We start from the raw sequence: 21415 nt of genomic DNA, 5'->3' as shown, positions 1-21415 counted from the left end.
AATAGATAGAGTATAGGGTGGACTGGGCAATGCGTCGAGTGAAAACAGGGATAATTGCACAAACTTGTCAAGGCGCCACAAGTAGGGCAATCTTATACTAATTGTATGCTTGAACACCTTTTTGGTTCTCGTACCCGCGTAAAGCTCCTCAGCCTCTTCTTGCGAAACCCGGACGAAGCTATTTTTGTACGTGAATTAACCCGTCGCATCAGTACTCAAATTAACGCCGTACGTCGCGAAATCAAGAATCTTGTGGATATTGGGCTTATCGAAGAGATTATTGATGAAGAAAAACCCGTAAAAGGCAAAAAAGTATCCGCAACAAAAAAGAAGTATTATCGTGTGAATCCAAATTTTACTCTTCTTGATGAGCTCACAGCATTAATCTTGCGAGCACAGGTAATGATGGGTGGTAGACTCGATAAGTCTATCCTTGAGTTAGGTGACATACGTCATCTGTCTTTGCACGGTGCCTTTTTAGGTAAGCAGGGGTCAGCTCCTGTGGATCTTTTTGTGGTAGCAGATCGTCTACCAATGACAAAGCTTAAAGCTCTTGTTGTCGATGCAGAAAAGCAGCTAGGGTTTGAGATTAACTTTACCGTGATGACGAATGAAGAATATCGCTATCGCAAAGACATGACCGATCGTTTTTATACGCGATCTTAGAGTCTCCTCAAACGGTTATTGTGAGTAAGTTGCACGAACGAACAGAAGTGTAGCTATGTCATGGCTCTATATCGATACGCATGAATCCGGTGTTATTCGTTATGCGTTGCTGAAAAAGAACGGAGAACCTCGGTTAAAAATAATTGAGGGCCGTGGTCAAAAGCTGCTTCCTGCGGTGGCAAAAAATATGGGTGATTTAGAAGGTATTTTTTGTATATCGGGTCCAGGATCTTTTTCGGCCATTCGCACGGGTGTGCTCGACGCAAATCTTATTGCTAGACTAAAGTCTATACCGTTAGTAGGATTGCATTATCTTGGTGATCAAGAAACAGTCAAAGTTGCTCAAGATCAGCTTGATACAAATTCCTATAGCGCTACAGAATATCTAGCCCCGGTTTACGACGCAGAGCCCAATATTACGCTTCCAAAAGCATGAAATTTTCTCAAAAACGTTTTTTTGAAATTTTACCCGGCGCGACAACCTGGACCGTTTTGCTTTTAGCAACGTTATTTTCCTTCATTCGTCCACTTTGGATGGTGTATTTTATCATTGTTTTTGATTTGTATTGGTTATTACGTATTACCTACTTTGCGCCGTTTCTTATTCTCTCTTGGTGGCGCTATCGCAAGGCAATCAAAAGAGATTGGGAGTCAGAAGCGCGACTATTGCCGCATTACGATAAGTTGCGGCACGTGATTTTTTTACCAACGTACAAAGAGCCTTTAGAAGTTATTCGTGAAACGTTGCACTCATTATCTAAAACAACTTATCCGTCAGAACGGATGTTTATCGTGATCGCTGGCGAGGGGAGAGATGAGGCAAATTTTCGTACAATCGTAGATACAGTCTTTCCTGAGTTTCAAGGGGTTTTTGCTGGGCTTTATTCTACGGTACACCCCGCAGGCTTACCTGATGAGATTCCTGGTAAAGGTTCAAATTTAAATTTTGCAGCAAAAGTTATAGAGCCCACATTATTGGCAGCGGGTATTGATCCTGATTGGACGGTGGTTTCTTCGTTTGATATCGATACTATTGTTCACCCTCAATACTTTTCGAGTGTTTCTTGGGAGTATTTAAACGCCCCTGTACCAACGCGTTGCTCGTATCAGCCGGTAGCGCTTTATAATAATAATCTTTGGGAGTCTCCAGCGGCTGTACGCGTAGCAATGTTTGGTACAACGTTTTGGTTAATGACGGAACTCGCTCGTCCAGAAGGAATGATGACGTTTTCATCTCACTCAATGTCTTTGCGCATGCTTATGGATGTAGGGTATTGGCAAAAAGACATTGTTTCAGAAGACTCTCGTATTTTCTTACAGGGTCTTGTTCGTTATCATGGTGATTATCACGTTATTCCCATTCATCTCCCTGTATCGATGGACACGGTAATGACAGGCAAATACTTTCAGGCCTTACCAGCTCTCTATAAACAACTGAGACGTTGGGCTTGGGGAGTAGAAAATTTTCCTTATATGATCGAGAAATTTTCTAAAGATAAAGAAATGCCTCGATGGGAAAAGACGGTATGGATTTTTAAGCAATTTGAAGGAACTTTAACCTGGGCGACGGCGCCTTTGCTTATTACGGTTTTAGGGTTCTTACCATTTTTCGTGGCGCCAGAAGCATTTCGTTCGTATGCCATCTTTCAAAATACGCCTTTTACCTTGCAATGGCTGATGCGACTTTCGTTGCTCGGTATGTTTGTTTCAGCGGGTCTTGCCTTAACATTATTACCGCCTATACCACACCGCTATCCAAGGCCATTTGCTTATCTTACGATCGTTTTACAGTGGTTATTGGCTCCAGTGACCTTGATTCTCTTTGGATCCATCCCTGCAATCGATGCACAAACACGTATGATGCTTAATAAGCCTCTAGGTTTTAATGTCACATTAAAACGAAAAGAGACAAAACAACGATCATGATATGCAGTCAGCTACACGACTAATGACCGTTGCCGTTTTGGATGGAGATGAAACGCTTTGGCAAGAAACGAGATCAACATTAGAAGGTCAAACAACAGAAGAATGGCAGTCACTTGTTGTGCAAAACACCCCAGATAGATCTGAGGCGCTCGAAGAAGATGTAAAAACTGTTGTTTTGCGACAAGCAAAAAGACAAGAGCTCTCACTTTGTTGGAAACGCGCTATTCGTTTTGCGCTCAGCCGATGGGAAGGTCAAGACTTATCAAAGCGGTATCTCGTTTTTGTTCGTCCTGGTGTCTTATTTGGGCAAGAGGCGCTCAAACGCTTTCTTGAAAAACTTGATCGCGAGCCAGAGATTGGGATGCTTGGTGCCACGGTCTGCGCTGCTTCGCAAGAGCAAGATAGTGACGAACGTCGCGTTTATACTTTTTCTCCGACGATTCTTTCAGCAGGACAAGCGCTCAATCGTTTTCGTCGTCCTATTCATTTGCTTCAGGGTCGTGATCGTAAGGAGCTTGTTTCGCCGATGGTGTGGTTTGCTCCAGCGCCTCACGCTTTTATCGTGCGTGCCGCAGAGCTCTCAACGCCAGAGATGGCAGAGTGGCTAGACGAGCGTTCGATTTTGCCATGTTCGCCCGAACATCTATTAGCTGTATTAACAGCTACCGGCACACTTTCAGAACGTTTAGACGATGCGGCTATTTGGTGGCCTGCTAGCTTATCACTTGATCGTGGCAAATCCTCTCTCGAGATGTATCGCTGTTTTCGTATTGCAGAATCCGCTATGGATAATGGTTGGTGGCGGTTAAGACATTTTCCTTGGTTGTTTATCCGTATGCTTTATGGGTGGCTGCTCTTCATTGTCAGCCCCAAGCAGTGGCCTCAAACGTTGGATTATTGGAAACAGCGTTTCGTCGCATACCGCTGGCATTACCGTTTTCGCGCACAAAGTATCGGCGCTTCAAAACGTCGATCATGGTTCACGCCCCTTGTCGGAGCGGACAAAATCTGATACATGTGCGGCATGTCGATCACTCGACCAAAGGTGAGTTTTGTCACGGTAAACTATCGTTCGGCACATCTCATTAGACATTTATTGCAAAGCGTTCAAGATGCAGCGCTTGCTTTTGATTATGAGTATATTGTCGTTGATTGTGACGGTGGCGATGGCCTTCAGGAGATGATCGAAACAAAGTACCCATGGGTGACGTATCTATCCGCTGGTGGCAATGTAGGTTTTGGTCGAGGTAATAACCTTGCATTAGAGCAAGCGACGGGTCAGTATATTGCCTTAGTAAATCCAGATGTCCTTCTTTTCTCTGGGGAGTTAGAGCGTTGGGTCCAGTGGATGGATGAATCCGAAGAAGTTGCCATCTCAGGTCCACGAACAACAAACCCAGACGGATCAGATCAGGATAACTGTTATGCATTTCCTTCTATTATGGTGCCCGTGTATCGTCGTACCATTTTAGGGGCATTACCATGGGCAAAGCGAACCCTTGATCGTTATCTTTTAAAAACGATGAATCGCGAGCAAATACAAGATGTTGATTGGATTATGGGTTCCGCCATGCTCATCCGTCGGCCGATTCTCGAGGCTCTAAAGGGTTTTGATGACAGATTCTTTATGTACTTTGAAGACACCGACTTGTGCCGCCGAGCTTGGGAGGCGGGTCACAAGGTTACCTATTACCCGCATGCAAGAATCGTTCATTATCATAAACGCGAGAGTCGTTTGCGTACGCCATTAGACATTATTACAAATCGCATTGCGCGTGAGCATATCAAAAGCGCTCTCTATTATTTTGCAAAACATCGCGGCAAACGGCATCCCCGTGTATCATAGGGGATATGTCGCATGAGTCTCCAAATCTACTACACGAAGTAACATCGCATACAGATGCTTCGTTAAATAAAAAACCGACAAAGTGGCCGTCATGGCTTAAAGGCATGGGATGGCCCGTTGCACTTTTCGTAACGCTTCTTGTTGTGGTGTTTATTTTACCTGTTCTTTATGGTTCGGCACTTGCTAGTACTGGTGCGCTTACGGCTAGGAGTGCACTAAAGCGTTTACCAGAGCGCGTCGCGAGTCTTGATTTTGCCGGTGCTGACGAAGATCTTCTTATTGCCGAAGCTGGTTTGGCGGATGTGCAAAAAGGTTTTAAGGCCTTTGGCGCTTGGCGCTATGCACCTTGGATCGGTACTCGTATTCAGTCGCTTGAGTCTGTTAGTCGTGTAGGCGGATCCGCTATCGCCGGAGCACGCGAACTTGTTCAAGTGGCTCGAGAGATAAATGAGGCATTAAACGAAGCCGCGCTCCCTGGGCAAGTGATTGGTAGTAATCGTTCGTATCAAGATCTTACAAGTGATGAGCGAAAGGCGATTATGGCAAAGCTCTACGAGTTATTGCCAAAATTACGTTTAGCGCGAGAACGTATTGCTATTGCTTCAAATACATGGTCACAAATCCCACAAGAAGAATTGTTATTACCAGTGCGAGAAGTCATCGCTCCTTATGCAAATCGGCTGGCCGAAGCTGATACAGCATTAAAAAATGCTGTTGATGTTCTTGAGTGGCTCGTACCGCTATCCGGCGTTCCAGAACAAAAAACCTATCTAGTTTTATTGCAAAATAGTGACGAGTTACGTCCAACAGGTGGCTTTATCGGAAATATTGGCGTTGTTACGGTTGATGCGGGTCATCTTGAATCTTTTGAATTCGAGGATGTGTACGCTCTCGATCAATCTGTTGATGGCAAATGGAACGAGCCACAACCAATCGGTCTAGCAGGACAATTTTTAAACAAAGTTTTCTATCTACGTGATGCAAACTGGTCCCCTGATGCGCCTTCTTCTGCGGCAACAATTATGGACTTTTATGTTCGCGAAAATGCCTTAGGTCGAAATAAAAATGTTCATGTTGACGGTGTTATTTTCTTAACACCAGAAATTTTTAAGGGCTTCTTGCGTTTAACGGGTCCTATCACCGTTGAGGGTCGTGTATTTGATGAGGCAAACTTTTTTGATAAGTTGCAATTTGATGTTGACCAAGGCTTTTTATTTGAAGGTAAGCCCGTCGCACAACGCAAAGAGATCGTAAAACAAGTAGGGGATGCGCTTATTCAGCGTCTTATGACCTTGCCGGCATCTTCTTGGCCTACACTGTTAACTGTGGTGACTCAGTCGCTTAATCAGGGAGATATGATCGTTGCTGTAAAAGATAAGTCCACACAAGAGGTGCTTGATCGACGTGGCTGGGCGGGGAGAACGCTTGCAACAGATAACGACTATCTCTGGGTTGTTGATGCAAATATTAATGCGCAAAAAACGGATGGTGTTGTTGATAAAGAAGTGCTCTATAGTATTAACGAAGATGCTAACGGTGATCTTATAGCAACAACAAAACTTCAATATCGAAATAATGCACAAACCGCGGATTGGCGTTATACAAGGTATCGTAGTTATACCAGGGTCTATGTGCCTGAGGGTTCAGAATTTATTACCGCAACCGGCTGTCGACCGGATGTGTATAAAGAATTAGGTAAGCAGGTTTTTGGCTGTCACTGGTCCGTTGATCTCGCATCTCGTAATACAATCTCATTTACCTATAAATTACCGCCACGTATCTTGTCTCAGGTACAAAAGGGTGAATATGTGCTTTTGGCCCAAAAACAACCAGGAGCTAAGCGTGAATTGACGCTAGATCTCTCATTCGGTAAGAACATTAAAGACGCGGTTCCTCCTGAAGACCGCGTGGAGTGGGGAGATCTCTACTACCGTTATACCAAGTTTTGGGATCTGACTCGTGATTTTCATATTACCTTCTAGCTATGTTCGGAAAAAAAATTGGTATCGATCTAGGCACCACGACCGTACTCGTCTACATCCCAAAAAAAGGGATCATTATTAACGAACCTTCAGTTGTTGCGATTTCGTTAGCAGATAAAAAAGTACTCGCCGTAGGCAAAGAAGCAAAAGACATGATTGGCCGTACTCCAGACACCATCGTGGCAAAACGTCCACTTAAAGACGGTGTTATCGCTGACTACCGCACCACGGAGGCGATGCTACGTTACTTTATTAATAAGGCGCTCGGAGGCGTGCGTTTGTTTCGTCCAGAGGTAATGGTTGCTGTTCCGGGTGGTATCACTTCTACCGAACGTCGTGCGGTTATCGATGCCACGATTAGTGCTGGTGCTAGAGCGGCTTACATTATCAAAGAACCTGTTGTTGCTGCTATTGGTGCTGATATTCCAATTGGCTCAGCATCTGGACACATGATTATTGATATCGGCGGCGGCACTTCTGAGATCGCTGTTATTTCTTTGGGTGGCATTGTGGCTTCTTCTTCTGTTCGTATTGGTGGCAATAAATTGGATGGTGCTATTCAAGAACATGTTCGTCGTAAATACGGTCTCGCTATTGGTGAGCGTACATCAGAAGAAATTAAAATCCGTATCGGTTCAGCACTCTATCTCGAAGAAAAACTAGAGCTCGAAGTAAAGGGTCGCGATATGATCAATGGTTTGCCGCGTGTCATCACCGTGACCTCTGATGATGTAACGGACGCGATTCAACATGAGCTCGCTGGAATCGTTGATGCCATCAAAGACGTTTTACGCAACACGCCTCCTGAGCTTTCGGCAGATGTGATGCAAAAGGGTATGGTCCTCTCTGGAGGTTCGTCACAATTACGAAATTTAGATCGTCTTTTTTCAGAAGCAACCGGCGTTCCTGCCTTTATGGCTGATAACCCACAGCAATGCGTGGCAAAAGGCACAGGCATCGCACTCGAAAATCTCGATCTCTATAAACGTAGCGTCTTCTCTTCCTAACCGAAGAGATTTTGCTATCCTACGGTTATGAAAATCGGCATCGAAGCGTCACGCGCAAATCGTGTACAAAAAACCGGCGTAGAGTGGTATGCGTTAAATGTGATCGAAGAATTAAAAAAGCTAACAGCAAGTAGTAATGATTCTTGGTCGCTGTTAACAAATGATTCATTGACGGGTGCTCTGGCCACTTTGCCAAAACATTGGAGTGAAGTGCGATTATTATGGCCACCAAAGTATCTTTGGACGCAATTACGTTTGTCTTGGGAGATGTGGCGCAATCCTACCGATGTTTTATTTGTACCAGCGCATGTATTGCCACTTATCGCGCCAAAGAAAAATGTCGTCACAATTCATGATGTTGGTTTTCGACGTCATCCAGAACTCTATCCGTTAAAACAACGTCTTTATCATGAGTGGACCACGCGTGATATTGTGCGTCGTTGTCCTCGAATTGTAACGGTGTCAGAATTTTCAAAACAAGAAATCATTAATTTTTACGGAGCGAAATCCGAACAAATAACAGTAGCGCCTCTCGCGGTTTCAGAATCCTTGCAAGAAGCAAATAGTGATCAGATAGATCTATTGCGTCAAAAGATGGGATTACCACAACGTTTTGTTCTTTTTATTGGTCGCATCGAAGAAAAGAAAAATGTTCGTGTATTGATTGAGGCTTTGTCGTTGTACTATCAACAAACACATGACCGTGATTTAAAACTTGTTCTTGCGGGTCGTGAAGGATTTGGTATTGAACGTTTGCGTGAGCGTATTCAAGAGCTCGGTCTTGTGGACGATATTCTATTTACCGGTTATCTCGCAGAGAGTGATAAAGGGGCGCTTTTATCTGCTGCAGAATATTATGCTCAGCCTTCATGGTATGAAGGATTTGGTATACCGGTGCTTGAAGCTATGAAGTGCGGTACACCAGTAATCGCTGCAAGTACAAGTTCAATGCCAGAGATTGCAGGGGAGGGCAATGCTTTGTTTTTTAATCCGGCTTTTGCACAACAACTGGCAGAACAAATGAACCAATTACGCTCTACCGAGTTACGTCAGCAATTAAGCGAGAAAGGAAAAAGGCGCGAAGAACAGTTTTCATGGAAGAAAACAGCTGAGATTATTTTGCCACTACTGACCAATTGGTAATTTATGTTTGATCATATTCGACCGCTGCTCAAAGATTGCGGCTTTACACAGCGCGAAAGTGATATTTATTTAACGTTGTTAATACTCGGTACAAGTTCCGTGCAAGAGATCGCAGAAAAAAGTCACGTAAATCGCACGGCTACCTATCCAGCCTTAGAGTCATTGATAGAAAAAGGTCTTGTCATCGAAGGCGAGCAAGCAGGGAGAGCGGTATTTACCGCACGTTCTCCAGAACGATTAAGAGAAAATCTCGCAGGAGATTTAGAGACAATGCGATATCGCATGCAACGCCTTAATGATTCGATGAAAGAATTGCTCGCTGCTTTTCAAGACGGTCAAGGTAAGCCGCATGTGCAGTATTTCGAAGGTATGAGCGAGATCTTGCGTTTACGTGATGAGATCGCCATGAGCCAAGATGCGCTTTTGGAATGGTTTGTTATTGATGAGTATTTTCATCGAATTATCGAAGCCGCGAGTGATAAACGCGATCGACAAATGCGTCTACAACATGGTCGTACGGTTCTTGTGACACCAAGAGGGAGTGCTTTACCGAGTTTTGATGCAAATAGATTCGATGTAAGAGCTTGTTATGTTGATCAGGCTCCTTTTTCTGGTGGACTCGCGATCACAGGTCAAAAATCGTATCTTTTTACCCATGGTAAAGAACCCGCTGTGCTCGTTATTTATTCGCCAGCTCTTACACAAATGATGAGAACCGTTTTTGAGTTAGTTTGGTCACAGGCAGTAATGATACCGAAAAGATAGCAGAATAGAAAAACTATTATCCCAGGATTTTTCTACATTAAATAGTAAATAGCGCTAATATTAGCCATTATTTTACAAATACGTCTTTCAAAGAGTCAGAATTATATGAATAAGGATATTTTTGTCCTATAGACGATTGACATTTATTTATAAATATGATAGTTAAGCTGAGCTTGATGTATCTCTGGGATAAGAACCCGGCTGCATTAATTGGACCCTACAATCAGTTATCTACCCCGGATGCGTGCCGGGTAATCAAATACGCAAGGAGAGAAAATGAGAAATTTCAACCTTCTCAAGGTCGCCATGATGGCAACCTTGGGGCTCGTCCTCGTTCAGGCTGGCTGTGCCAGCCCGTTCGATGCCTCGGATTCGCATGCTGCCCTCACCGGCACCTGTGATTCGACCGGCAATCAGCCGGGCGACATCAACTATTGCCCCAACACTTGCCCTCCGGGCTACAGCCCCCAGGCGACGCAGTACTGCGACCCGGCCAACAACACGTGGACCGAGTGCACCTGCGTGGCTCCCGTCCCGTCGAATCCCGATGGCGGCGTGAACTCCACCGATGGTCGCTTCTGCACGATCGGTGGCCCCGGTGGCCCCCTTGGCTGGCAGTATCAGCTGTCGCCGGGTGTCTACACGATCTGCGTGCAAACCGACATCCCCCTTGGGTGTGTCGTCTCGAACGTCGGCGTGATGGGTGAGCCCTGTACCAACGGAGTCGGTGAATGTACCCAAGCGGGCACCTTCACTTGCGACAAGCCTACGGCCACGTTGTTCTGCAACGCGACCCCGCTGGCCCCGCAAGCCGAGACCTGCAACGGTCTCGACGACGACTGCGACGGTACGCCCGACAGCACCCCAAGCGGCGCGCTCATCTGCTCTCAGCAGACGTGCTACGTCGATGCGGATGGTGACGGGTTCGGAACGGGTGACGGTGTCCTCGCCAATAACGGTGCCGCTTGCGGCGCTGGTATGGCGACGGTCCCTGGCGACTGCGATGATACGGTCTCGAGCACCTTTCCGGGTGCCCCCGAGATCTGTGACTTGCCCACGGGCATCGACAACGACTGCGACGGTCAGATCAACGAAGGTCTGAGCTGCGAGTCGATCGACTGCTACGAGGATGTCGACGACGATGGCTTCGGTTACGGCTTGCCCGTGACCCGCCTTGGTACCAGCTGTAACGCTGGTGAGTCCGCGGTCCCCAACGACTGCGCTCCCAACGATCCCGCTGTGCACCCTGGTGCCACCGAGATCTGCAACCTCATCGACGACAACTGCGACGGAATGATCGATGGTGGCAACACCTGCGAGTCTGTCCGCTGCTTCCCTGACGCCGATGGTGACGGGTTCGGTACGGGTGTGGGCGTGGTTCGTATCGGTACGACGTGTCTTGCTGGCGAGGTAAAGCTCGGCGGTGAGTGCAACGACGCGAACGACCAGATCCATCCCGGTGCCACCGAGATCTGCAACGGCTTCGACGACAACTGTGACGGTACGATCGACGACATGCTCGTTTGCATGGCGACGACCTGCTACACGGATGGTGACATGGACGGCTTCGGTAGCGGTGTCGGTATGGTCATGCCGAATACGACGCAGTGCCCCTCGGGTACTTCGGCGATCTTCGGTGACTGCAACGACGCTTCTTCTGCGGTCTTCCCCGGTGCCATAGAGATCTGCAATACGATCGACGACGACTGCACGCTCGTGGCCGACGACGGACTCACCTGCAATATGGTGTTCTGCTACGTCGACGCGGACGGTGATGGTCACGGCGCTGGTGTGGCAAACCCGATCAATGGTACGGCTGCGGCTCCCGCGGTCTGTCCCGATGGTCAGGTTGGTCTCGACGACGACTGCGACGACGGTGACGACACAATTCACCCCGGCGCAATTGAGATGTGCAATCTCATCGACGACGACTGCGATCTCACGATCGACGACGGTCTCTCGTGCGAGGTGATCACGTGCTACGCCGACACCGATGGTGATGGCTATGGCGCCGGTGCACCCAATAGCCTCGCGGCTCTGGCGTGCCCCGCAGGACAGGTGACGGTTGCAGGTGACTGCAACAACAACGTCAATACCATCCACCCCAATGCGGTCGAGGTCTGTGGCGATGCCATCGATCAGAACTGCAATACGATCGTGGATGATGGCTGCATCATCACGAGTTGCTTCGTCGACGCCGACAACGACGGCTTCGGTACCGGTACGGCCCTCCAGGTCTACGGTTCCTGCCCCGCTGGTCGCGTGACGAACAACTCGGACTGCAACGACGCCAATGCGTCACAGAACCCCCTCCAGTTGGAGGTCTGCGACATGATCGACAACGACTGCGACGGCATGGTCAACGAGAACCTGTCTTGTGTGAGTGTCACGTGCTACACGGACGCTGACGCAGATGGCTACGGTGTGGGAGCGGGCTTCGTGTACAGCGCAGCCATGTGTCCCGCGGGTACCTCGTCGGCCAATGGCGACTGCAACGATGCAGCGCCGACCACCCACCCCAACGCGGCTGAGCTCTGCGGTGATCAGGTCGACAACGACTGCGATGCCCTGGTGAACGAAGGCTGCGTGACGACCAATTGCTACGCCGACACCGACAACGATGGTTACGGTGCAGGCGCGGTCAACGTCGTCTCGGGCGCGGTTTGTCCGTCTGGTCAGGTGTCGAACAACAACGACTGCAGTCCCTCCAATGCATCGGTCAATCCCGGTGCAACTGAGGTCTGCGGTGACTTGCTCGACAACAACTGCAGCGGTGTGGTGAACGAGGGTTGTCCTTCTGGGACGACCACGGTCAGTGCAACGCTCAATACGAGCAATGCCACGCGTGTCTTTGTCCTCACGGGCAGCGACACCAACGGTGTTCCGTGTACGGCACAGCCCACGGTCGTCGATGCGACCACTCTGAGTGTGGTGCCCGGCTCTTCGTGTGCTGTGAGCGGTGGCAATACCGTGGTTTCGTGCTCTGGAGTGCCTACGGGTGTTCCTTGGACGATCCGCAGTTGCGTCAACGTCAACGGGACGGTCTACATCGTCCACATGGCGCATAACTACGGTGGTACGTGTGTCGCCTCTACCTCCGGGTATAGCGACTACGCGTCGATCACCGCTGGCAATGGTTCGCCGATCACGGGTACGACATCTTCGGGTGTCTGCCGCAACGGCGCGCTCTGATCAAGCGCGGTGTCCTTGAGCGCTTCTAGCGCAAACTGAAATGAGCCCTTCTTGAACTTCAAGAGGGGCTTTTTCGTATCTTACTTTGATTTTGTTTTGGTAACACGTTTTATAATACGAGTAGCTGTTTTTGAACTACCAATACCGCGTAATAATTTTGAGGTAATTCTATTTTTTCTTAATTGTTTTATTTTTTCAGGGTCTTTTGTTAAAAAAACGAGGGTGCGTTCACTATCAAATAGAAATAACGCATTACTCAGCTCAGCAAAATCCCCTTTGTCCCACTGGCTTCGATCAACACTAATAAGCAAGCTATTATTTTGTTGAAGGAGTTGCGTTAAGAGTTTTTTGCCTTCGCGTTTATTGACTGATTGAAGTGTCTCAAGCAAGAGAACGAGATCATAGTGCGGGAGATCCTTAGCCTCTAGAGAGCGAAAATCTATTTTTGTAAAAAGCTGATAGTCGCTTGATAATAAGGGTGACTTCGTAGCTGTTTTATCAATTCCATCTAATCGGATAGATTGGTCGATATAACGATGGATAGCAAGCCCAACAAAACCATCGCCGCAACCAATATCTAAAATACGTTTCGGTTGTAGGCAATCGATGATGTCTAATACTTTTGGTAGGAGGTGATAGGGGCTTGTTTGCATAGAAAAAGCGTATCATGAACGACTTCTCTATGGTATACTTTGCTTAATGTTCAGTCGTTCTTTGTCTACACGTATCGCCCTAGGTCTAGGGCTATTTGTAGCGCTTTTCCTTTTAGGCTTTATTATTGGAACGCCTCTTGCGCTTGCTTTTCTGGCATCTCTATTGGCTTGTACCTTGCTCGCTTGGCGTGAGCCTTACCTGGTCTTATTTGCTTGGGCTCCAATCTCACTCATGATTGGTTGGGTGGTGAGTTTAGATACGGGAGAATATCGCATTGGCGAACAAGTGTTACATGTTTACGCAGAAATAAGCGTTGGTGAGTTATTAGCGCTTTCATTGTTGGCAGCATGGGCGCTCAGACTTTTATTCTACTGGAAGGGGAGACGTGATCTCAATTGGAAGCCTTGGTTTCCGATACTCCTACCATTCTCGCTATTGTTTCTTGCTGAGCTAGTATCAATGTTTTCGCCTGCACTTCCTAGTAAAATCGAAGTTGTAAAACATGCTATACGATATATTGGTTTTATCTATCTCAGCTGTATCGTTTTGGTGGCAAATTTTGTTCGATCAAAAAAACGTCTTAAGCCAATACTGGGTTCACTTGGTATGAGTGGTGCTTTATTTGCTATCGGTGGACTTATCTCTATGGTGTATTCAAATGGCGTTCTTCAGCTTGGTCGCGCTATGCCATTACCTATACTTGGTGTAAATGCACTCGGTGGTAATCAGCATGCTTTGGCAGAGACATTAATTATTGGCATGGGCGCTTTGCTTGCTTTAGGGGCATTATCAAAATCAGAAGAACAAAAAAAATGGATAAAAGCAGGTGTTGTTTTAATGTTTATTGTTACCTTGTTTACCTTTAGTCGAACAGCGTGGATCGTGCTTGCTTTTGCCTTTGTCTGTCTTTGTGCGACCGTTTGGCGTCCTTGGTGGCAACACTATCGATCATCTATTATCGGTGCTGGTATTCTTTTGTCACCTATTGCTATAGCGATGGTTGTTTATACTCTATCAAGCGGGGCAATGAGTTCAGTAAGTTCTCGTAATATGATTGCTGCAATTGGCTTTAATGCTTTTAAGGATTCGCCTGTATTCGGTGTTGGAGCGGGAGGCTATTTGCAACTTGTCGGTAATTCACGTGCTTTTTTTGTTGAATTTGGTCCTGCCTTTGATGCGCATGGCATCATACAGAAAGTCGCAGGCGAATTAGGCGGTATTGGCTTACTGGCGCTAGGTATATTGCTGTATGCACTTGGGCATACAATGTGGAAAAATAATAAAGCGCTTTCCACGAGTAGTGATGAACGTGAGGCTTATATGTATCTTTGTATCCTTGTGGCAAGCATGTTTCTGTTTGAATGTTTTAGCACGACCTATTGGACGCCGCGTTTATGGTTGCCGGTTGGTTTGGTATTAGCTGCTTCGAGAGTTTTTGTAAGTAGCGAAAAAGCAAAAGATCCAGATTTCTTAAAAGAAACTCTATTAAAATAAGAGTATGCGTATTATCCATGTCGTTTGGTCATTAGGTAGAGGCGGTGCTGAGCGTTTTGTTTTGGATTTGGCACAAGCTCAGCAACGATCACACGATGTACGTGTAATCGCGGTATGCGGTGGAGAAATGGAGCAATTATTTTTAGATGCAGAAATAGACTTAAAAGTATTAGGTAAACAACCGCATACACTAAAAGAGCGTTTTCGTATCATCGAACAATGCAAAGAACTATATCGAGAATGTCAGCCCGATATCGTGCATACGCATTTAGGTGCAGATGTATGGGCGGGTTACTTTGCGGCAAAACCGCTTGGTATTAAGTGGGTGATGACAGCTCATAGTCATGAACCAGAACTAAGCATCATCACAAGAATATTACGCTTTTTGGCCTATCGCTCTGCTGGGCATATCGCGGCTGTCTCACGTTCTGTTAAAGATATGGTGACTTGGCGTTATGGTGTTTTAGAAAAAAAAGTAACAGTCATTCCTGTTGGATTAGATCTTCAGCGTTTTGCCTTACGCGAGAGACATCAAGCGGGTGATATTCCAAAGCTCGTTATTGTTGGTAGGCTCGCTCCAGAAAAAGGTCATCGAGTGCTTCTCGAGGCATTAGCGCTCTTACATCGTCCTTGGGCATTAACCATTGTTGGCGATGGACCATTGCGCTTAACATTACAACGTGAGAGCGAACGTCTTGGTATTGCACAACGTATTCACTGGGCAGGGTCAGTAAATGACCCTTCCTATTATCTGACAACATCTGATCTTTTTTGCATGCCTTCGTTACACGAAGGTCAGGGGATGGCGCTTCTCGAAGCGGCGGCATCACGCTTACCTGCTATCGCTACCGACTTACCTGCAATTCGCGAAGTCTTTGATCGTAGATCGATGTTGCTTATACCAGTGAGCGATGTTGATGCTTTGAGTAAAGCAATACATCAAACACTTACTCAATATACCGACGCCTTAATAAGGGCTGATTTAGCCGCAAACATTGTACGCGATCGTTTTGGTATTCAGGTGGTTGTTCGCTTGTATGATACGCTTTACGCCTCCCTATGAAGATATTGCACGTAAATAAATTTTTTGATTTCCAAGGAGGGGCTGAGGTCTATATGCATGGACTGATGCGGTATCAAGAGGCATTAGGTCATGAAGTACACGCTTTTTCTACCCACAGCATCAAAAATCTTCCATCTAAAGATGAAAGGTTCTTTGTAAAGCGTTACGATCTTAAAAAAAAGACGGATTTATATACGCAAGCAAAAATTGCGGCAAATTTTATCTGGAACGTAGAGGCAAAAAAAGCTCTAGGTAAAATGCTCGATGAAGTAAAGCCAGACATTATTCATATCCATAATATCTATCATCATCTTTCGACATCAGTATTAGCAGAGATTCGTAAACGAAAGATCCCATGCGTACAAACGCTACACGATTATAAGCTCGCTTCTCCAAATTATAGTATGTTTGCCCACGGAACGATCTGTGAACACAGTAAGGGTGGTCGATATTATGAAGTGGTAAAGTACAAGTGTTTATCGGACTCGACGATTCGTAATGTATTGGCTGCCGTAGAGATGTATATGACAAAAACGGTGCAGTCATATGAACGAACGATCGCTCTCTTTCTTTGTCCTTCGCAATTCATGAAAGAAAAAATGATTGATTGGGGTGAGCCCGCGAGTAAAATGCGCTTGGTGAGAAATCCAACGGATCGTGTCGAAGTAGCCGCAGTGCGTGGCGGAGGTTATTTGATTTATGCTGGACGTTTATCCGAAGAGAAAGGTCTCGAATCTTTTCTCGAAGCAGCCTGTCTTTTTCCAAGTCTACCTGTAAAGCTCGCTGGGAGTGGTCCAGATGAGGCAAAACTCCGTGCTATTGTCGAAAAACACGGTGCATCACATATCGAATTTTTGGGGTTTGTTGATCCAGTAACGCTTAGAGAATTACGTCATCGCGCCGAAGCACTTGTTCTACCAACGTTAAGTTATGAAAATTGCAGCGGTTCAATACTTGAGGCGATGGCTAGTGGATTACCTTGTCTTGTCACGCGTACGGGAGGTAACCCAGAACTTATCGAGGACGGTAAGCAAGGATTTCTTGTGACGCCTGGATCCGTAGAAGATTGGACACGCACTCTGCATCGTTTTTTGGCTACACCAACCGAAGTACGCGATGCAATGGGTCAGTCGGGTCGAGAAAAGGTTGCCGCACGCCATGATTGGCACGCTCACACGCTTCAGGTATTAAGTTGCTATGAAGAAGCGGGTGCAAAATAGTATCAGAACGAGCATTATTGCTTTGCTCGCTTGTCTTTGTAATTACCACAAATGGCGGTTGCTTCAACGGATGATATTGAGACACCGCCACTCATAAATTTTTTCTTAGGGTATGAACTTACGGATGAGACAGCCACCATGTTATCGCGTTGGGATATTGTCGTATTAGACATGGATCAGACGTATCAATTTCCTGAGCAGATGAAGTTGATAAAACGGTTAAATCCAGACATAAAGCTTATCGCTTATATTAGTGCTGGTGAGATTAGTGAAGCGCGTTTTCATGGCAGCTTAGGTTCGCCGGGTAGAAATCTTGCAGATCAAATTCCGGAACAATGGTTCTTGGGTCGTCCAAGCCAAAGCAGGATTAGTTGGTGGCCAGGCGCATGGCTCATGAACGCAACAAATGGTGCACCGCTGATAAATGGCGAGCGTTGGAATACGTTTTTACCGAGATATATTCATCAAGAACTCATGTCTAAGGGTATTTGGGACGGTGTCTTTTTAGATGGCGGGTATAGTGAGGTCACATCTAAGTTTGGTGCAGGATTAGATATAAATAATGATGGTATAGTTGATGACCCTAAAACCGTTGATGAGGCTTATCGTGATGGGATGAAAACGCTTTTACAAAATACCCGCAAAGCCATAGGAGATGATCGGATTATTATTGCCAATAGTTCATTAGAATTTGCGCAAGAAACGAACGGTATTTTATTTGAAAATTTTCCACGTTATGGGTTTGATTGGCCCTTTCGTTCAATGCAAGATATATCTCCGCTATTAGAGCAGCCAAACGTATTAGCGATCAATACCAATACAAATAATCTAGAGCGTCCAAATGATTATCGTTTGATGCGTTATGGATTAGCTTCAACGCTCATAGCGGGTGGCTACTATTCGTTTGATGCGGGAGATGCAAAACATCATCGCACCTGGTGGTATGACGAATACGAAGCACCGATTGGTGTACCAAATTCAGCGCCTAAAAACAGTTCGGGACTTTGGTCACGTCAATTTACAAATGGTTACGTTATTGTAAACCCAACAAAAAAAGCGATCACCATACAATTGCCAACGAGATATCAAAAACTTTTTGGACGACAAGATCCGCAAATCAATACGGGAGAAATTCTAAACGAAGTAAGCGTCCCTCCTGAGGATGGGTTGCTGCTTGTAAAGCCTAAAGGATAAGCATCGCATCACCAAAGCTATAAAAACGATACTTATTATCAATGGCGTGTTTATAGGCATTTAATACGGACTTACGTCCTGCAAAGGCAGAAACAAGTACGATGAGCGTAGATTTTGGTAAATGAAAATTCGTTAGCAATCCGTCAATTACTCGAAACGAATAGCCCGGAGTAATAAAGAGATCGGTTGAATCAGCCCAAGCTTCTCCTACGCCGCCCCACGACTCAAGAGCGCGTGTCGCCGTAGTACCAACAGCAATGACGCGATTACCGCGTTTCTTTGTTTTATAGATTTGATCAATCGTTTCTTGAGGAACATGGCCCCACTCTCTGTGCATGTCATGCGTTTCAAGTGTTTCTGTTTTGATGGGTCTAAATGTACCGAGTCCTACATGAAGAGTGACAAAGGCTTTTTGAACGCCTTTTTGTTCAAGTTTGTTAAAGAGATTTTCAGTAAAATGAAATCCTGCTGTAGGTGCTGCCACTGAACCGCGTTCTTTGGCATAGATGGTTTGGTACTCGCTCTGGTTACGTGCATTTTTTTCAACATAGGGCGGGACTGGCACCGAACCTGCTTTATCAGAAAATGCGAATACTTCATCAGTTGTTAAGCCAAAATCAACTATGGCGGTACCTTGGTTGGTTTTTTCTTGCAATACGCACTTTGTGTCAGAGGAAAAATAGATTGTTGATCCAGGAGCGAGTTTTTTACCTGGCTTGATAAGGGCTTCCCAATAGCCGTGCTCCGTCGGATGGAGGAGAAAACACTCTGCTTGCGTACCGTCGTCGAGACGTCCTTCTAGGCGCGCCTTAAAGACTTTGCTGTCATTAAAAATCAATAGATCTCCTGGTGCTAACAGATCTGGCAGATCACGAATATGACGATCTATGATGGCGCCATCTTCACGAGCTAATAGGAGTAGCTTTGCTGACTCACGGTCTGCAAGCGACTCTTGAGCAATACGGTCAACAGGAAGGTGATAATCAAAGTCAAAAAGTGGCGTAGACATAGGCGAAAGATAGCGCATTTATCGACCTGGTCAAGTTATTCATTACCCTTGACAAAACCAGTATGTTAATTCATACTTTTCGTACTAAATTATGATAAAGAAACCATCGAAGAAAGGGGATATTTGCCCCTTTAACCCGAAGGATGCGCTCGTTGGAGCAGCTGTTTTGGGAGAAAGAGGACAAATCGTTATCCCAAAAGAAATGAGAGAGAAGCTTGGCTTTAAGTCAGGTGATCGTATTGTCTTAATGCAAAACGGTGACGGACCTCTTGTGATCTTGCCTGCCTCCTCGCTCCAAGAGATGGTGGCTTCTTTTTCTGACCGTATCGCGCAAGCGCTAAAAAACGTGTAAACTAACCCTATGAATTTCTTGAAGAATCTGTTGAAAAACAAGTGGACCTATATTGTACTCGCCATCGTTTTCTTTGGCTGGCTTTTCTTTGGTCGTGGTGGGTCAAATTCAGTATTTTACGAAACGGCAAAAGCTGAAAAAGGTAACCTTGTTCGCACTGTAGAAGTGACAGGAGAAGTAAAGCCTGATTTGCGTTTAAGTTTGGGTTTTAAGAGCTCAGGCACGCTTAACCGTGTTGCGGTAAAAGTTGGTCAAAAGGTAAAGCGTGGCGATTTACTCGCTGAGCTAGAATCACGCGACCTTCGTTTTAGTGCTGAGCGTGCTCGTGCTGCATTAGCGATCGCTGAGGCAAATCTTAATGCACGTCTTGCTGGAGAAACAAAAGAGTCTATTGCTATCGCACAAGCGTCAGTAGATCAGGCAAAGGCATCCTATGATAAGTCTATTGTTGATTTAAACCTTACAAAACAAAGCGTAGAGGACGAATTTCGTTTAGCGCAAATTTCTTACGATAAAGCATCATCCGATATTACGAGCGGAGGTGCTACAGCTGACCAATCGGTTATCTCTGCAAGAGTTGCTCTTGTGAGTGCAATGAAAGCATCGCTCGGCACCATGCGCTCAGGTCTTTCTGCGGGTGACGAAATTATTGGTGTTGATAATGCAGCAGCAAATGACAATTATGAAAATGTCTTAGGTATTTCAGATTCATTATCAAAAGAAACAGCCAAGTATCAGTATGAAGCGGCAAAAATTGCTTTTAAGTCAGCAGAATCGGCAATTGCGTCCTTAAATGATACTGATGCGCCAAGCGTATTTGAAGCCACTGGTGACAAAACACAAGATGCTATCGAAAAAACACAAGAATATCTTGATTCTGTTCAGCGTGTGCTAAACGCCTCCATCACAAACGCGTATTTAACCGAGGCTTCTTTGGCGGCTAAACGTTCTAGTATTGATGGGCAGCGTACAGCAGTAAGTGCACAGCTCGGTTCAGTAGCAGGTGCTGTAGAAGGGTATCGTTCAGCGACCTATTCCATCACAACATCAAAAGCACAACTTGAAGCGGCATTTAAACAAGCAGAAGCAAATCTTTCGATTGCAGATCGTAATCGTATCAATAAGGTAAAGACTGCTGAAACAAATGTCATGATTCAGCAAGCGGCTCTCAACTCCGCTCAAGCAAATCTTGATGCGCGTATTGCCGGTCCTCGTGCCGTAGATGTAGCTGGTCTTCGTGCAGCGGTATTAGATGCGCAAACTGCCTACGCGCAAGCATCTGAACGTCTTTCTGATGCACAAATCATTGCTCCAGCGGATGGTGTTATTACTGATGTTGTTCCTACAACAGGCGAGCTCGTCAATCAAAGTGCTGCGGTTATTCGTATGGTAAGCACCGAAGGCTATGGTATCGAAGCACTTGTCCCAGAATCTGATGTGACCATTGTTGATGTAAATCAAGAAGTAGAAATCACTCTTGATGCCTATGGTGATAGCGTAAAATTCAAAGGGAAAATTGTTGGCGAGAACGCTGATCAAACAAAAGTCCAAGATGCGATCTATTACAAAGTATACGCTACCATTGATATTGGTGATAAAGATGTAAAGCCAGGTATGACAGCAAACTTGATTATCACAACAGCTTCACGTACAGATGCACTCTTTGTTCCATCTCGTTCGTTACGTGATGCAAATAATAAGAAAACGGCACGTGTAATCGATGGCTCATCCATCAATGAAAAAGAAGTTGTCACCGGTTTACGCGCTGACGAAGGTAAGAGCGAGGTTCTTAGCGGATTAAATGCCGGCGATCGTATCTTGCTTCGCGAAGTAACAGCAGAAGAGTATAAAAACCTCGCGGACGACATGCGTTTTGAGAATAAAAACGAAGAACAAAAATAA

General features: G+C 45.9%; 18 protein-coding genes. 16 read left to right on the top strand and 2 right to left on the bottom strand.

Annotation, left to right across the window (positions count from 1 at the left end):
* The first annotated feature begins 105 nt into the window (after positions 1-105).
* The 10 genes from H6759_04180 to H6759_04135 all read left to right on the top strand — a co-directional run bounded on the left by H6759_04180 (position 106) and on the right by H6759_04135 (position 12527).
* The gene (locus tag H6759_04180; GenBank protein ID USN52203.1) at positions 106-666 is read left to right on the top strand and encodes a hypothetical protein; all 561 of its coding nucleotides are present in this window, start codon (positions 106-108) and stop codon (positions 664-666) included.
* A 55-nt stretch (positions 667-721) separates the two neighbouring features.
* Positions 722-1102, top strand: a complete 381-nt coding sequence (locus tag H6759_04175) for a hypothetical protein (protein USN52202.1) — start codon at positions 722-724, stop codon at positions 1100-1102.
* Positions 1099-2592, top strand: coding sequence for a glycosyltransferase family 2 protein (locus H6759_04170; GenBank protein USN52201.1), 1494 nt, complete (start codon positions 1099-1101; stop codon positions 2590-2592). The genes H6759_04175 and H6759_04170 overlap by 4 nt, the downstream gene beginning before the upstream one ends.
* Position 2593: 1 nt before the next feature.
* Positions 2594-3604: a hypothetical protein gene (locus tag H6759_04165; protein ID USN52200.1), complete on the top strand. Its 1011-nt coding sequence runs from the start codon at positions 2594-2596 to the stop codon at positions 3602-3604.
* Positions 3605-3616: 12 nt separating this feature from the next.
* Positions 3617-4438 (top strand): glycosyltransferase family 2 protein, encoded by an 822-nt coding sequence (locus H6759_04160; protein USN52199.1) that lies wholly within the window; start codon positions 3617-3619, stop codon positions 4436-4438.
* A gap of 5 nt (positions 4439-4443) precedes the next feature.
* Positions 4444-6420: a DUF4012 domain-containing protein gene (locus H6759_04155; protein USN52198.1), complete on the top strand. Its 1977-nt coding sequence runs from the start codon at positions 4444-4446 to the stop codon at positions 6418-6420.
* 2 nt (positions 6421-6422) lie between these two features.
* Entirely contained in the window at positions 6423-7427 is a 1005-nt protein-coding gene (locus tag H6759_04150; GenBank protein USN52197.1) for a rod shape-determining protein, read from the top strand.
* Positions 7428-7454: 27 nt separating this feature from the next.
* Positions 7455-8570, top strand: a complete 1116-nt coding sequence (locus H6759_04145) for a glycosyltransferase family 4 protein (protein ID USN52196.1) — start codon at positions 7455-7457, stop codon at positions 8568-8570.
* Between the two features lie 3 nt (positions 8571-8573).
* Positions 8574-9335, top strand: a complete 762-nt coding sequence (locus H6759_04140) for a hypothetical protein (GenBank protein USN52195.1) — start codon at positions 8574-8576, stop codon at positions 9333-9335.
* Positions 9336-9611: 276 nt separating this feature from the next.
* A complete protein-coding gene (locus tag H6759_04135; protein USN52194.1) occupies positions 9612-12527 on the top strand; it encodes a putative metal-binding motif-containing protein in 2916 nt (971 codons plus the stop codon).
* A gap of 80 nt (positions 12528-12607) precedes the next feature.
* Here the strand turns inward: H6759_04135 and H6759_04130 are convergent, their stop codons facing one another.
* Positions 12608-13180 carry a hypothetical protein gene (locus tag H6759_04130; GenBank protein ID USN52193.1) on the bottom strand — a complete coding sequence of 191 codons (573 nt, stop codon included), beginning with the start codon at positions 13178-13180 and terminating at the stop codon, positions 12608-12610.
* A 61-nt stretch (positions 13181-13241) separates the two neighbouring features.
* On the opposite strand from H6759_04130, the gene H6759_04125 reads away from it, so the two are divergent.
* From H6759_04125 to H6759_04110, 4 genes are read left to right on the top strand one after another with little or no spacing between them, the layout of a single operon-like run.
* Complete coding sequence (locus H6759_04125; GenBank protein USN52192.1) at positions 13242-14675, top strand: O-antigen ligase family protein; 1434 nt, start codon at positions 13242-13244, stop codon at positions 14673-14675.
* A 4-nt stretch (positions 14676-14679) separates the two neighbouring features.
* Positions 14680-15738, top strand: a complete 1059-nt coding sequence (locus H6759_04120) for a glycosyltransferase (GenBank protein USN52191.1) — start codon at positions 14680-14682, stop codon at positions 15736-15738.
* The gene (locus H6759_04115; protein USN52190.1) at positions 15735-16958 is read left to right on the top strand and encodes a glycosyltransferase family 4 protein; all 1224 of its coding nucleotides are present in this window, start codon (positions 15735-15737) and stop codon (positions 16956-16958) included. The genes H6759_04120 and H6759_04115 overlap by 4 nt, the downstream gene beginning before the upstream one ends.
* A 51-nt stretch (positions 16959-17009) precedes the next feature.
* Positions 17010-18152, top strand: coding sequence for a hypothetical protein (locus tag H6759_04110; protein ID USN52189.1), 1143 nt, complete (start codon positions 17010-17012; stop codon positions 18150-18152).
* Here the strand turns inward: H6759_04110 and queA are convergent.
* On the bottom strand, positions 18142-19161 hold the full coding sequence (queA, locus tag H6759_04105) for a tRNA preQ1(34) S-adenosylmethionine ribosyltransferase-isomerase QueA (protein USN52188.1): 1020 nt from the start codon (positions 19159-19161) through the stop codon (positions 18142-18144). The genes H6759_04110 and queA overlap by 11 nt on opposite strands.
* Positions 19162-19252: 91 nt before the next feature.
* Here queA and H6759_04100 point away from each other — a divergent pair, with 91 nt between their 5' ends.
* Positions 19253-19513: an AbrB/MazE/SpoVT family DNA-binding domain-containing protein gene (locus H6759_04100; protein ID USN52187.1), complete on the top strand. Its 261-nt coding sequence runs from the start codon at positions 19253-19255 to the stop codon at positions 19511-19513.
* 9 nt (positions 19514-19522) lie between these two features.
* The gene (locus H6759_04095) at positions 19523-21415 is read left to right on the top strand and encodes an efflux RND transporter periplasmic adaptor subunit (protein USN52186.1); all 1893 of its coding nucleotides are present in this window, start codon (positions 19523-19525) and stop codon (positions 21413-21415) included.

The organism is Candidatus Nomurabacteria bacterium (assembly GCA_023898425.1).
GTDB lineage: Bacteria > Patescibacteriota > Patescibacteriia > 2-12-FULL-60-25 > 2-12-FULL-60-25 > HK-STAS-PATE-2.
Note: the sequence above shows the minus strand (reverse complement) of the source record. Positions and strands in the feature narration are given on the sequence as shown.

Bases quoted from the DNA above. Each gene is read 5' to 3' on its own strand.
- H6759_04120 (USN52191.1), top strand. From the start codon at position 14,680: ATGCGTATTATCCATGTCGTTTGGTCATTAGGTAGAGGCGGTGCTGAG.
- H6759_04175 (USN52202.1), top strand. From the start codon at position 722: ATGTCATGGCTCTATATCGATACGCATGAATCCGGTGTTATTCGTTAT.
- H6759_04115 (USN52190.1), top strand. From the start codon at position 15,735: ATGAAGATATTGCACGTAAATAAATTTTTTGATTTCCAAGGAGGGGCT.
- queA (USN52188.1), bottom strand. From the start codon at position 19,161: ATGTCTACGCCACTTTTTGACTTTGATTATCACCTTCCTGTTGACCGT.
- H6759_04095 (USN52186.1), top strand. From the start codon at position 19,523: ATGAATTTCTTGAAGAATCTGTTGAAAAACAAGTGGACCTATATTGTA.
- H6759_04180 (USN52203.1), top strand. From the start codon at position 106: ATGCTTGAACACCTTTTTGGTTCTCGTACCCGCGTAAAGCTCCTCAGC.
- H6759_04145 (USN52196.1), top strand. From the start codon at position 7,455: ATGAAAATCGGCATCGAAGCGTCACGCGCAAATCGTGTACAAAAAACC.
- H6759_04135 (USN52194.1), top strand. From the start codon at position 9,612: ATGAGAAATTTCAACCTTCTCAAGGTCGCCATGATGGCAACCTTGGGG.
- H6759_04165 (USN52200.1), top strand. From the start codon at position 2,594: ATGCAGTCAGCTACACGACTAATGACCGTTGCCGTTTTGGATGGAGAT.
- H6759_04110 (USN52189.1), top strand. From the start codon at position 17,010: ATGGCGGTTGCTTCAACGGATGATATTGAGACACCGCCACTCATAAAT.
- H6759_04155 (USN52198.1), top strand. From the start codon at position 4,444: ATGTCGCATGAGTCTCCAAATCTACTACACGAAGTAACATCGCATACA.
- H6759_04140 (USN52195.1), top strand. From the start codon at position 8,574: ATGTTTGATCATATTCGACCGCTGCTCAAAGATTGCGGCTTTACACAG.
- H6759_04150 (USN52197.1), top strand. From the start codon at position 6,423: ATGTTCGGAAAAAAAATTGGTATCGATCTAGGCACCACGACCGTACTC.
- H6759_04130 (USN52193.1), bottom strand. From the start codon at position 13,180: ATGCAAACAAGCCCCTATCACCTCCTACCAAAAGTATTAGACATCATC.
- H6759_04100 (USN52187.1), top strand. From the start codon at position 19,253: ATGATAAAGAAACCATCGAAGAAAGGGGATATTTGCCCCTTTAACCCG.
- H6759_04170 (USN52201.1), top strand. From the start codon at position 1,099: ATGAAATTTTCTCAAAAACGTTTTTTTGAAATTTTACCCGGCGCGACA.
- H6759_04160 (USN52199.1), top strand. From the start codon at position 3,617: ATGTCGATCACTCGACCAAAGGTGAGTTTTGTCACGGTAAACTATCGT.